11 protein-coding genes are annotated in these 12649 nt (G+C 69.9%); 2 read left to right on the top strand and 9 right to left on the bottom strand.

Translation table 11 applies throughout. The annotated features are described in order from the left end of the window. Positions 1–70 precede the first annotated feature (70 nt). Positions 71–910: a YceI family protein gene (locus OC490_RS28615; RefSeq protein WP_262060890.1), complete on the top strand. Its 840-nt coding sequence runs from the start codon at positions 71–73 to the stop codon at positions 908–910. A gap of 28 nt (positions 911–938) precedes the next feature. Further along, the gene (locus tag OC490_RS28610; protein ID WP_262060889.1) at positions 939–1409 is read left to right on the top strand and encodes a PPOX class F420-dependent oxidoreductase; all 471 of its coding nucleotides are present in this window, start codon (positions 939–941) and stop codon (positions 1407–1409) included. A gap of 9 nt (positions 1410–1418) precedes the next feature. Here OC490_RS28610 and OC490_RS28605 read toward each other — a convergent pair whose 3' ends face one another. The 9 genes from OC490_RS28605 to OC490_RS28565 form a co-directional block, all read right to left on the bottom strand. Then, positions 1419–2189: a TetR/AcrR family transcriptional regulator gene (locus tag OC490_RS28605; protein ID WP_262060888.1), complete on the bottom strand. Its 771-nt coding sequence runs from the start codon at positions 2187–2189 to the stop codon at positions 1419–1421. Positions 2190–2322: 133 nt separating this feature from the next. After that, complete coding sequence (locus OC490_RS28600; RefSeq protein ID WP_262060887.1) at positions 2323–3777, bottom strand: MFS transporter; 1455 nt, start codon at positions 3775–3777, stop codon at positions 2323–2325. A 105-nt stretch (positions 3778–3882) separates the two neighbouring features. Continuing rightward, positions 3883–6120 carry an ArnT family glycosyltransferase gene (locus OC490_RS28595; RefSeq protein ID WP_262060886.1) on the bottom strand — a complete coding sequence of 746 codons (2238 nt, stop codon included), beginning with the start codon at positions 6118–6120 and terminating at the stop codon, positions 3883–3885. Next, positions 6117–7622 (bottom strand): bifunctional glycosyltransferase family 2/GtrA family protein, encoded by a 1506-nt coding sequence (locus OC490_RS28590; protein ID WP_262060885.1) that lies wholly within the window; start codon positions 7620–7622, stop codon positions 6117–6119. The genes OC490_RS28595 and OC490_RS28590 overlap by 4 nt, the downstream gene beginning before the upstream one ends. A 13-nt stretch (positions 7623–7635) precedes the next feature. Continuing rightward, positions 7636–9288 (bottom strand): sensor histidine kinase, encoded by a 1653-nt coding sequence (locus tag OC490_RS28585; protein WP_262060884.1) that lies wholly within the window; start codon positions 9286–9288, stop codon positions 7636–7638. Further along, positions 9285–10025: a response regulator transcription factor gene (locus tag OC490_RS28580; protein WP_026179246.1), complete on the bottom strand. Its 741-nt coding sequence runs from the start codon at positions 10023–10025 to the stop codon at positions 9285–9287. Before OC490_RS28580 ends, OC490_RS28585 begins: the two co-directional genes overlap by 4 nt. Before the next feature lie 205 nt (positions 10026–10230). Next, positions 10231–11196, bottom strand: coding sequence for an amidohydrolase family protein (locus OC490_RS28575; protein WP_410099078.1), 966 nt, complete (start codon positions 11194–11196; stop codon positions 10231–10233). A 30-nt stretch (positions 11197–11226) separates the two neighbouring features. Beyond that, positions 11227–11709, bottom strand: coding sequence for a hypothetical protein (locus OC490_RS28570; protein ID WP_262060883.1), 483 nt, complete (start codon positions 11707–11709; stop codon positions 11227–11229). A gap of 39 nt (positions 11710–11748) precedes the next feature. Next, positions 11749–12648, bottom strand: coding sequence for a DUF2797 domain-containing protein (locus OC490_RS28565; RefSeq protein WP_262060882.1), 900 nt, complete (start codon positions 12646–12648; stop codon positions 11749–11751). Position 12649 lies beyond the last annotated feature (1 nt).

The following is a 12649-nucleotide window of genomic DNA, read 5'->3' as shown; positions in this document are numbered from 1 at the left end:
GCAACGCGTCCCGAGCGGAGACGTGTTGGGCAGGCCGGTTCTCATTTGCACGGCAAGGAGTTAGAGGGACATGGGACTGACCGCGAAGATCCGTACCCGCGACGGATGGGCCGTGTCGCACGCGGTCGTCACGGTGACCGACGCGACCGGGGCACAGGTACTGCGGGCCGAGGCGGACGCGGAGGGGGCGGTGCGGGACGTGAACCCGCTGGCCCCAGGCCCGTACACGGTGATCGTGACCGCCGTCGGATACGCGCCCGCCGCCGCCACCGCGATCGTCACCGCTGGGGGTCCCCCCTCTGGGGGAGGCCGGGCCGAGGTCGGCACGGTCACCCTGGCCCGGCAGGGTGGCACCGAACTCCCGCCGCCCGGCCCCTGGACCGTGGACCCCGCGCACTCCACGGTCGGCGCGGTCGCCCAGCACCTGGGCATCTCCAGCGTGCGCGGGCGTTTCACCGACTTCACGGCGACGGTCGAGATCGCACCCGACGACATCGCCAAGTCCCGTGTGGACGCGGTCATCCGAGCCGCGTCCATCGACACGGGCAACGGCATGCGCGACGACCACCTGCGCTCCCCGGACTTCCTGGACGTCACCCGCTACCCGGAGATCACCTACCGCTCCACGGCATTGGCCCCCGCCGGTTCCGACCGCTGGACGGTCTCCGGCGAACTGACCCTCCACGGTGTCGTACGACCCGTCGCCCTCGACCTCGCCTACCTCGGCACCGGCGCCGACCCCTGGGGCGGCACCCGGGCCGCGTTCCGCGCGACCACCGAACTGCACCGCGAGGACTTCGCGATGAACTACAACCAGGTCGTCCAGGCGGGCATCGCCGCGATCGGCACGACCCTCAAGGTCGAGCTGGACATCCAGGCGGTGCAGGGGGAGTCGCTGCCTCAGGCGTAACGAGGTGCCGTGCGCCTAGGGTGGCGGTATGGCACCGAACATCGCGACCAACACCACCGTCTCCCTGGACGAGTTGCTCGACTTCGTACGACCCCGCCACCGGGCCCTGCTGCTCACCCGGCGGGCCGACGGCAGCCCGCAGGCCTCGCCGCTGACCTGTGGGGTCGACGACTCCGGGCGGATCGTGGTCTCCACCTACCCCGAGCGGGCCAAGACCCGCAACGCCAAGCGGGACCCGCGGGTCAGCATCGTCGTCGTGAGCGACGAGTGGAACGACCCGTGGGTCCAGATCGACGGCACGGCCGAGGTCATCGACCCGCCGGAGTCCGTGGAACCGCTCGTCGAGTACTACCGCAACATCGCCGGGGAGCACCCGGACTGGGACGAGTACCGGGCGGCGATGATCAAGCAGGGCAAGTCAATCATCCGGATCACACCGGAGCGGTGGGGGCCGGTTGCCACCGGCGGTTTTTCCGCGCGGCTGGCGGACGACGAGTAGCGCCCATGCTCAACCCCGCTTCACCATCGCCTCGATGCCCGCCACCAGCAGGTCCAGGGCGAAGGTGAAGTCCCGTTCCATCATCTCCGCGACCGTGTCGCCGCCCCGGGCCGCCATGAGCTGCTTGGACTCCTCGACGACCTCGGAGGTGGTGGGGGCGCCGTCGAAGGTTGTCATGGCATGGCGGAAGTAGTCGTCGGGGGTCATGCCGGCGTCGGCGACCCGGGCGAAGAAGTGGCCCTCGATCGTGCCGTAGCCGTAGACGAACTGGAAGACGGCCGAGATGGCCCCCGTCAGCCCGTGGTCCGGCAGCCCCGTGCGCCGGATCACGCGCTGCACAACTCGGGAGAAGGACAGGTTGTTCGGCCCGATGTTGAGATACGTCCCGGCGAGCGGCGACAGCCACGGGTGCCGTACCAGCAAGGCCCGGTACGCCGTTGCCAGCATGCGGAGCTGGTCCCGCCAGTCCGCACCGTCGGCCTCCGGATCGGGCAACGGCAACTCACCGAAGACGGCGTCCAGGGCGAGTTCGAGAAGGTCGTCCTTCGTGTCGACGTACCAGTAGACGGACATCGCGGTCACGTTCAGCTCGGTGGCGAGCCGCCGCATGGAGAACTTCGCGAGTCCCTCGGCGTCCAGTAGTCGTACGGTGGCGTCGGTGATGCGATCACGATCAAGCCCGGAGGGCTGTCCGCCCCCACGTCCACTCCCGCGCGTCCGGCTCTCCAGCCAGACACTGGTGCGCGCGGAACGCCCGGACGACGGGCTTGTCTTGGCCATGACGCACCTACCTCACTTCTAGATCCCGGCCCAGGTTAATTAGGGGCGCGGGGCTGTGACATTTGCGGCTCCGCCGCGTGGGCGCGACCAGCCACAACGCACCCGCAGCCGCCGACGCACCCCGCCACCCGAGCTACTGGGCGACCACCATCTCCGAGTCTGCCCGCTCCGCCCGCCACAACAACGCCGCCGCAAGCAACCCCCCGGTCAAGACAGCAACCGCGCCCACAAGCTGACTGACCTCCAGCCCGGCGGAGAAGGAATCGGTCACCGTCCTCCTCTCCTCGGCGGAAGAAGCCCCCGCCAACGCCACCGGCAGGGACACCGCCGCGAAGCGAGAGCTCAGCACCGCCCCCAACACCGCGACTCCCAGCCCGTTCCCGAACTCCCCCAGCGTTCCATTGACGCCCGCACCGACCCCCGCCTTCTCCGGCGGAATGGCACTCATGATCGCGTGAGCCATCGCCGGGTTCGCCAGCGCCGCCCCCGCCCCGATCAGCAACAACCCCACCAGAGTCCCCGCATACCCACCGGACGCGAGCGACGCGATCGACACCAGCCCCGCCGACATCAGCACCATGCCCAGCCCGATCGCGACCGGGGCTCCGAGCCGCGCCGTCCACTTCGCCGCCAGCCCCGAGAAGTTGAGCGCCACGATCGCCAGGGCGAGCGGTGCCGTCCGCACACCGGCCTCCAACGGGCCGTAGCCGAGGACGAATTGGAGGTGCTGGGTGAGGAGGAAGAGGGAGCCGGCCATGCCGAAGGTGATCAGGACGACCCCGGTGACCGCGCCCGTGAACCGGCGGTCGCGGAAGAAGTCGAGGTCGAGCATGGGGTACGGGACACGGCTCTCCCAGTACGCGAAGGCGGCCAGCACCGTGATCGCCACCGCGCCGGTGAGCAGCACCCGGCCGGACGTCCAGCCGTGCGCGGGGCCGGAGATGATCGCGTAGACCAGCGCGGCCATGCCGACGGTGGAGAGCAGGGCGCCCAGGAGGTCGGGGCGGTCGCCGCGCGGGTTCTTGGACTCGGGGACCAGTACCACCGCCGCGACCAGGGCGAGTGCCGCCACCGGGAGGTTGATCAGGAAGATCGCGCCCCACCAGAAGTGGTTGAGCATGAAGCCGCCGAGGAGCGGGCCGGTCGCGAAGCCGAGGGCGTTGACGGCGGCCCAGATGCCGATCGCCTTCGGCTGTTCCTCGGGAGTGAAGATCTGCATCACGACGGCGAGGGTGGTGGTGATGAGCAGCGCCCCGCCCACTCCCATACCGGCGCGCGCAGCGATCAACTGCCCTGTGGAGTCGGCCAGTCCGACGATCAGCGAGCCCGTGCCGAACAGCACGAGTCCCGTGATCAGCATCTTCTTGCGGCCGTAGCGGTCGGCCGCGCTGCCCGCGGTGAGCAGGAGTCCGGACTGCACCAGCGAGTACGCGTTGATCATCCACTGGATGTCGGCGGTGCTCGCGTCCAGTTCGCGGGTGAGCGAGGGGATCGCGACGTTCAGGACGGTGTTGTCGAGCAGCACGGTGAGCTGGGCGAGGCAGATGACCCCGAGGACGATCCAGCGCTTCGGATGGGAGGTCGGCATGTTGTACACCGTAGAACAGTTCCTATACGGCGTACAACAGAGTTACGGCGGACACGAAGAGGGGCGGTGACCGTGTGGTCACCGCCCCTGCTCAGTGGAGAACCGTCAGCTGCTCGTCTTCTGCGTCAGGTCGTAGAAGGTGGCCGAACCGACCGTCACCTTCTTGTAGTTCTTCTCGACCCACGAGGTGATCTGCGAGGAGCTGCCGGTGCTGCTGCCGCCCATGCCGGTGCCGCCCGAGATGAAGTAGTGGATCTTTCCGTCCGCCACGTACTTCTGGAACTGGGCCAACGTCGGCGACGGGTCGGTGCCGTTGAAGCCGCCGATCGCCATCACCGGGTCGCCGGTGGCGAGTTGGTAGCTCGCGGCGTTCTGGGAGCCGATGGACGCGGCGACCCAGGTGTACTTGCTCGCGTCCGTCTGCAGCAGCTTCTTGGCCGCTGAGGTGACCGTCGCGCCGTTGAGCAGGCCGCCGACGCCACCGCCGCCGCCCATGCCGCCGCCGTCGCCGGTCTGGCCGCCGAAGCCGCCACCCTGGTTCTGGGTGCCGCCGCCGGGCGCGGTGCCGGTACCGCCGCCGGGCATCGTGCCCGTGCCGCCGCCGGGGAAGCCGCCGCCCTGGTTCTGGGTGGTGCCGCCGCCCTGCTGACCGGGCATCGTGCCCGTGCCGCCGGTGCGGTTGCCGCCGCCGAAGCCGCCGCGACCGCCGCCGCCCGGACCGCCGCCGCCCATCATGCTGGCGCCCGCCGGACCCGCCGTCGGAATCGAACCGGTGTGGGCCGAGTTGACCGTCGACATGGTGTACGCCGCCGGGCCCGCCAGGCCCGCCACGATGCTCAAGCCGACTGCCGCGAGGGCGAGTTGGCGGCCGATCTTCGCCACGAAGATCAGGCCGAGCGCGCCCGCCAGGGAGCCGAGGAGGACCAGCCACTTCAGCCAGGGCAGGTAGTCGGAGGTGCGGTTGAGGAGGACGTAGCCCCACACGCCCGCGGCAACCACCGCCGCCGCGAGGGTGATCGATGCCCAGATCTCACCGCGTCGCTCCCAGAGGGAACCCGCGCCGATGCCGATCACGGCCGCGATGTAGGGGGCGAGGGCGATCGTGTAGTACTGGTGGAAGATGCCGGCCATGTAGCTGAAGACGACCAGGGTCGTCACCAGCGAGCCGCCCCACACGAGCATCGAACTGCGCCTGACCGACGTGCGGTTGAGCTTGCGCGTGGCCACGAGGCCCGCGACGAGGAGGATCAGCGCGGTGGGCAGCAGCCAGGAGATCTGGCTGCCGATCTCGGAGTTGAACATGCGGTTCCAGCCGGTGGCACCCCACATGCCCGTGCCGGTGCCACCACCGCCGCCTCCGACGCTGCCGGTCTCGTCGCCGCTGAGGCGGCCGAACCCGTTGTAGCCGAAGGTCAGTTCAAGGAAGCTGTTGTTCTGCGAGCCGCCGATGTAGGGGCGCGAGGACGCCGGCCACAGCTCGACGAGCGCGACCCACCAGCCGGCCGCGACGACCAACGCGCCGGTGGCCAGGCCCAGTTGGGCGAACCTCTTCTTCACGCTCACCGGCGCGCACACCGCGTAGACGATGGCCAGCGGCGGCAGGATCAGGAAGGCCTGCAGGGTCTTCGACAGGAACGCGAAGCCGATCGCGACACCGGCCCACACCAGCCACTTCGTACGGCCGTCCTCCAGGGCCCGGACGACGAGGTAGCAGGCCACCGACATCAGCAACGCCAGTGCCGCGTCGGGGTTGTTGAAGCGGAACATCAGCGCGGCGACCGGGGTGAGCGCCAGCACGGCGCCCGCGATCAGACCGGCCTCGGGGCTGTGGCGACGGCGGACCGCCGCGTAGACGACCGCGACCGTGCCGACGCCCATGAGGACCTCGGGGACCAGGATCGCCCACGAGTTGAGGCCGAAGATGCGGACCGAGATCTCCATCGGCCACAGGAACGCCGAGGGCTTGTCGACGGTGATCGCGTTGCCCGCGTCCAGCGAGCCGAACAGCATCGCCTTCCAGCTCTTGCTGCCGGCCTGGACCGCCGCCGAGTAGAAGGAGTTGGAGTAGCCGGACGCGCTCAGGTTGTAGAGGTAGAGCAGGCCGGTCGCCAGGAGCATGCTCCAGAAGGCGGGGCGCACCCAGCGCGGGTCCTCGGGACGGCCACGCCACAGGCGGCGGCCGAGCGGCTGCTTGGGCTCACCGGCCTGGGGGGTCAGGGTGTCCGAGGGCGCCACCGGTTCGTGCACGGCCGTGTCTCTGGCACCGGCGTCACCGGTCGGCGCCCCCCAGGACGAGGGGCCGCCTCCTCCCGGATAGGTCGTCTGATCGGTTTCGGTGGTCATCGGGGGTCCCTCGGGTCGGTGTCGTGGGGACGCACCGGCTGCAACTGCATCGTCGCGTCCCTCCAGGTGCCGTCCGCGGCTTCACCGGCGCGGAACTGGGTGGTGGTGTCGTACGGCGCTCCCTGCTGGGGCTGCGGCTGCCGGTGGGGCAGCGGGCCGTAGGAACCGTGGTGCTGCGTGTGCTGGGGTGTCGTCGCCGCCGTCGAATAGGTGGGCGACGAAGGGGAGTTGAGGGCTGCGAGCGTCGACTCGTCGGTGCTGTCGCCGCGGTCCGGGAAGACCCAGGCGCGGAAGAGCAGGAAGCGCAGGACGGTCGCCGCGAGGTTGGCGGCCACCAGGACCGCGAGTTCGGTGGAGTGCGCCGGGTTGCTGCTGGCCGCGTTCAGGGCGGCCAGGGAGCCACTGGTCAGCGCGAGGCCGATGGCGAAGACGACCAGGCCCTGTGCCTGGTGACGGACGGCTCCGCCCTTGCCGCGGACCCCGAAGGTGAGGCGGCGGTTGGCGGCCGTGTTGGCGACCGCCGAGACCAGCAGCGCGAGCGCGTTGGCGATCTGCGAGCCGGAGAACTGCCGGAAGGCGCTGTAGAGCACCAGGTAGAAGAGGGTGGAGAGACCGCCCACGACACAGAATCCGACGAGCTGGCGGGCCAGGCCCTTGGGCACGTCCTTGATGTCACGGTCGCGGGGGTCGTCGCCGAAGGGGCGCGTGACACGGTCGAGCGGCAGCGAACCGGAGGCCAGGGCCTTGCCCACGCGCCACACTCCCTTCAGGTCCTCGGTCGCCGTCTTCACGATGTGGACGGTCGAGTTCGGGTCGTCGACCCAGTCGACCGGCACCTCGTGGATGCGCAGTCCGGCCCGCTCGGCCAGCACCAGCATCTCGGTGTCGAAGAACCAGCCGGTGTCCTCGACGAGCGGCAGCAGGGCCTGGGCCACATCACGCCGGATCGCCTTGAACCCGCACTGGGCGTCCGAGAAACGGGCCTGCAGCGAGCCGCGCAGGATCAGGTTGTAGGTCCGGCTGATGAACTCGCGCTTGGCGCCACGCACGACACGCGACGAGCGGGCCAGCCGGGAACCGATCGCCAGGTCGGAGTGACCCGAGATCAGCGGCGCCACCAGGGGGAGCAGCGCGTTGAGGTCGGTGGAGAGGTCCACGTCCATGTAGGCGAGGATCGGGGCGTCCGAGGCGGACCAGACGGTGCGCAGTGCTCGACCGCGCCCCTTCTGCTCCAGCCGGAAGGACTTGACCTCCGGGATTTCCGACTCCAGCCGCGCAGCCACCTGAGGAGTGGTGTCGATCGACGCGTTGTCCGCGATGGTGATGCGGAACGCGTACGGGAACGTGCGCTTGAGGTGCTCGTGCAGTCTGAGCACACATGGCTGGAGGTCCTTCTCCTCGTTGTAGACGGGGATCACTACGTCCAGGACAGGCGTACCGGCGTCTCCGGCCGGGAGGTGCTCCCGCGCCGGCAGGGTGCCGGGAGAAGAGTCGGTTCGCATGAACCGACTCTCCTCAAGCGCCCTGTTGCACCCATGTGGTGGCACTGTGCTGTGCCTGTGAGTGCGATTGCCAATTCGTTTCGGGGGCGGGCGTGGGCACAGCCGGTGCAAGCGCGGGCAGATGCACGGTGAACACAGTGCGTCCGGGAACGCTGTCCACGGTGACCGCGCCGCCGTGCGCGGTCGCGACCGCCTGCACGATGGCGAGGCCCAGACCGGTCGACCCGGTGGAGCGGGAACGCGCCGAGTCACCGCGCGCGAACCGTTCGAAGACGTGCGGCAGCAAATCCGGCGGGATGCCCTGACCGTTGTCCTCGACGTCCACGCACATCCACGGTCCGCGCCGCTGCACACGTGCGGTGATCGTCGTACCCGGTGGAGTGTGCTTTCTCGCGTTGCCCAGCAGATTGACCAGCACCTGTTGGATGCGGGCCGCGTCCGCGGACACGAGGGCCGGTTCGTCGGGCAGGTCGAGCCGCCAGTTGTGCCCCATGCCGGCCGCGCGCGAGTCGCTGATGGTGTCCACGACGAGCGGGATCAGGTCGGTCTGGTCGAACTGGAGCGGTCTGCCCGCGTCGAGCCGGGCGAGCAGGAGGAGATCCTCGACGAGGAGGGTCATACGGCCCGCCTCGGACTCGATTCTCCCGAGGGCGTGCTTGGTGTCGGGCCCGGTCTGTTCGCGCCCGCGACGGGTGAGTTCGGCATATCCCCGGATGGAGGCGAGGGGCGTCCGCAGCTCATGACTCGCGTCCGCGACGAACTGCCGTACCCGCATCTCGCTCTGCTGTCTCGCGTGCAGGGCGCCGTGCACATGGTCGAGCATCCGGTTCAGCGCGGCGCCCACCTGGCCGACCTCGGTGTGCGGGTCGGTCTCGGACTCGGGGACCCGCTCGTTCAGGGTCACCTCGCCTGTGTGGAGCGGGAGTTCGGAGACCCGGGTGGCGGTGGCGGCGACGCGGCGGAGGGGGCGGGTGGCGATGCCGACCAGGATGTAGCCGGCGATGCCCGCGGCCACGAGGCCCGCGGCGGTGACGCTGAGCTCGACGAGGATCAGGGTGTTGACGGTGTTGGTGACCTCGGAGGTCGGCAGGGCGATGTAGTACGAGTCGCCGCTGTCGTTCGTGGCGTACTGGACCCGGTACTCACCGAGACCCGGCACGTCCACCGAGTGGTTCTTGCCGTCCTTCGCCACGGAGGCGATGGCCGCCTTCTGCGCCGTGGTGAGACTGCCTGCGGCCATGCCGTTGAAGACGCCGTTGCTGTCGCTCTGCTGCTCGGCGATGGCGGCACTGACGATCTTGCCCTTCTGCACATACGCGGCGATGGTCTTGGGCTGCGTCGGGGGCTGCTTGGCGAACTGGGCGGCCTTGGCGCTCGCCGGCGTGGCGTCCTTCGCCGGTGCGTTGCCCGTTTTGCCACCCGGAACCAGGTTCCCGCCCGGCTGCTTGCCGTCCAGGCGATTGCCGACCGCACGCCTGGCGGCATCGGTCACCTTGCCGTCGAGCTGCTGGTACAGGTGATCCTGCAAGGCGATCGTCGTCACCGTACCGATCACCGCACACACCACCGCGATCAGCGTCACGGACGCGACGACGAGCCGGGTCCGCAGGGTGCGCGGCTTACCCGCTCGCTTCTTCTGCGCACGCGGCCGTCGTCGCCCGCTCATGAGGCCGCGGGCTTGATCAGGTAACCGGCACCGCGTCGAGTGTGGATCATCGGCTCACGTCCCGCGTCGATCTTCCGGCGGAGGTACGAGATGTAGAGCTCGACCACATTGGCCTGCCCACCGAAGTCGTACGACCACACACGGTCGAGGATCTGTGCCTTGCTGAGTACACGACGGGGATTACGCATCAGGAAGCGCAACAGCTCAAACTCGGTGGCGGTGAGGTGGATGCCCTCCCCGGCCCGCGACACCTCGTGGCTGTCCTCGTCGAGGGTGAGGTCACCCACGACCAGCACGGAGTCGGAGCGGCGGTCCGCCGCACCGGAGCGGCGGATCAGCCCGCGCAGCCGGGCCACGACCTCTTCGAGGCTGAAGGGCTTGGTGACGTAGTCGTCGCCGCCGGCGGTGAGACCCGCGATCCGGTCCTCGACCGCGTCCTTCGCGGTGAGGAACAGCACCGGAACGTCCGGCAGCTCACGGCGCAGCCGACCCAGGACGGTCAGGCCGTCCATGTCGGGCAGCATCATGTCGAGGACGACGGCGTCGGGCCGGAACTCGCGCGCGGTCTGGATCGCGCCGGTTCCGTCACCCGCGCTGCGGATCTGCCAGCCTTCGTAGCGAAGGGCCATGGACAGCAGCTCGGTGATCGACAGCTCGTCGTCCACCACAAGCACTCGGACGGGGCTCCCGTCCGGCCTCAGCAGTTCGGTGCGCCCCTGGGGCGAGGTCGTGGTCATGGTGGACACGTTGTCGTGGTCCTCTTAGAGCACGCTTTCTAGAGTCTGTGATTTTCCTGAGAAACACACAGGGGCCTCTCAGGGAACGCCTTGGAATCTCTTGCCCGGGACTTATCCCGTGCCGCACACGGATCCGGCGGACCTGTGCGTTCCGCCCGTGCCGCCTCGGTCTCCCCTGTATCCCCCCCCAACCTCCTTCTCTGCCTCACAGTCCGGCGCCCAGCCCGAACAGCTCCGCCCCGTTGTCGTGGCAGACCGCCCGCAGCCAGTCGTCCCCGAGGTCCAGTCGCTCCAGGGCGTGCAGCTGGTGCAGGTACGGATACGGGATGTTCGGGAAGTCGCTGCCGAGTAGAACGCGGTTTCCCAGGGCGGCCAGCCGGGGGAGCGCACGGGGCGGGAAGGGGGCGAGGCGTTCGCTGAAGTCCGTGAACGCCATCGTCGTGTCCAGCCGCACCTCCCCGTACCGCTCGGCGAGGTCGAGGAAGTCCTCGTACTCCGGCATGCCCATGTGCGCGACGACCAGCCGCAGCCGCGGGTGCCTCGCCAGCACCTGGGCGATCGGCTCGGGCCCGGTGTGCTTGCCGGGGGCGGGCCCCGATCCGCAGTGGATCACGACCGGTGTCCCGGACTCGGCGAGCAACCCCCAGGCGGGATCGAGGAGTTCGTCGGCCGGGTCGTACGCCCCGACCTGCACATGCGCCTTGAACACCCGCGCTCCGGAGTCGAGCGCCTCCCGGACATAGTCCTCAACTCCCTCTTCCGGGAAGAGAGTCGAGGTGTGCAGACAGTCGGGAGTGCGGGCGGCGAAGTCGACGGCCCAGCCGTTGAGCCACCGGGCCATGCCGGGCTTGTGCGGGTAGAGCATGGCGGTGAAAGCGCGTACTCCGAACTCCCTGATCAGCGCGACCCGTTCCGCTTCCTCCTTCCGGTAGGTGATCGGCCATTCGAGGGCTCCGCCGGTCGATGGCCCGAGCGCGTCGAAGTAACCCCAGACCTTGCGCAGCACCCGCTCGGGCATGAAGTGGGTGTGCACGTCGACGAGACCGGGGAGCCCGAGCCGTCGCCAGAACTGCCGGATCCCGACCGCCTCGGCCACTCCGACTGTCTCAGCCACCCCGACCGCCTCAGCCGCCGCGCCGGCTTCACCGCCTTCACACCCTTCACTGTCCATTTTCATAGGGGACCCCCCTCCTGCCCATCGCTATCGAACCGGCCCCTGCTCGTCCACATGGAAGGCGGGCGTACCCAGAAACACGTCGACGGTCACCGGCCCGTAGGCGACGTTGAACGTGTCCAGCCAGTACGACCAGTCCCGCACACCGGCCGCGCTGCTGAAACGGTAGTTGAGCTGCCACCGGACCCACTGTCCCGGCGCGAGCCGGACCGCGGGAGGCCGGCGGGGCCTGGGCGGCAGCCCGAACATCGGGTCCACGCGCGGGAACACTCTCAACCGCCCCTCGGTCTCCCGGAGTCCGACCGCGACATCCCTCCGCTCCGCCCGGCCGTCGCACGGAGTGAAGTCGTCCTGCTCACGCATCCGGACCGTGTGGACCGTGCGGACCAGCGACGCCACCCCGTCCGGCAGCAGGAATCCGACCGGGGCCGCGTTTCTGCGCGCGGCTGCCTCGCCTCCCCGTGACCGCTTCGTCCAGGACGTGCGGACCCACTGGACGGTGACCTCCATGACGACCCTCCCCGACTCCTGCCCGACTCCTCCCCGTTCTCAGAACAACCCTTCCTGGACCCCCGGCGCTTCCCTCCTGAACTCCCTTACCGGCACGGTGAGTTCAACCGTGTCGCCCCCGGCCGGGATCAGCTCCCACCCCGTCATCAGCCGTGTGTCCAGCACGACCACGCCCCGCCCGGTCGCGAGGTGGAGATCCGGTCCCGCAGCCGCGAGCACCTCCCCGCTCACCACCCCGCCCGTGACCAGCCCGCTCACCTCGCCGACGGCGGCCGGGAGGTCCGTGAGGCCGAACGCGTCGACGTGGTCCACCGGTTGGTACGGCTCGCGGTGGAGCGACTCCGGCCACTCGCGCAGCGCGAGGGCCCGGGCGTGCAGGTCGGCGATCTCGGCCGCGCGCTCCGCAGCCGAGCCCGGCAGCGCGGAGCGGACGGCGCGCTTCTCGCCGTAGGGAATCCGGTCCGGTACCCGGAGTGCGGCGCGCAGGAGTTCTTCCGAGCGGCGGGCCGCCATCAGCGGGCCGAGGCCCAGCCAGCTGAAGCAGACGGCGCCCTGCTCAAGCAGTCGCGCGGAGCCGCGCTCTTCGGCGGTGATGCCGACCTTGAGCAGGCCGGGGCCGAACCAGGCCAGATATACGTGATACGGGCGCGGGTCGTCCGCGATCGTGTCGGCGGCCACCGAGTGCGCCCGGTCCAGCCGCGCGCACTCCTCGCATCGCGCGCCCGTGCTCCGCTCCGGCACGGCCGCCCGTACCGGACAGGGATGCCCCCGTGCTCCCACGCATGTCCGCCCGCCCCCTTCCGCGACCTCGAAGGCCACCCGCTTCCCCCGGGGCAGCGGGCTCCCGTGCCCGCCGTCCCACTTCAGCTCGGGACCGCCCACCGTCCATCGGAGTCCCGAGCACTTCCACGTCCGTGGTGCACGTGATGTCTGTGCCATC

Origin of the sequence: Streptomyces sp. STR69, assembly GCF_024519455.1 — a bacterium.
Taxonomy (GTDB): domain Bacteria; phylum Actinomycetota; class Actinomycetes; order Streptomycetales; family Streptomycetaceae; genus Streptomyces.
The sequence above is the reverse complement of the archived record's forward strand: the minus strand, read 5'-3'. Positions and strand labels throughout refer to the sequence as shown.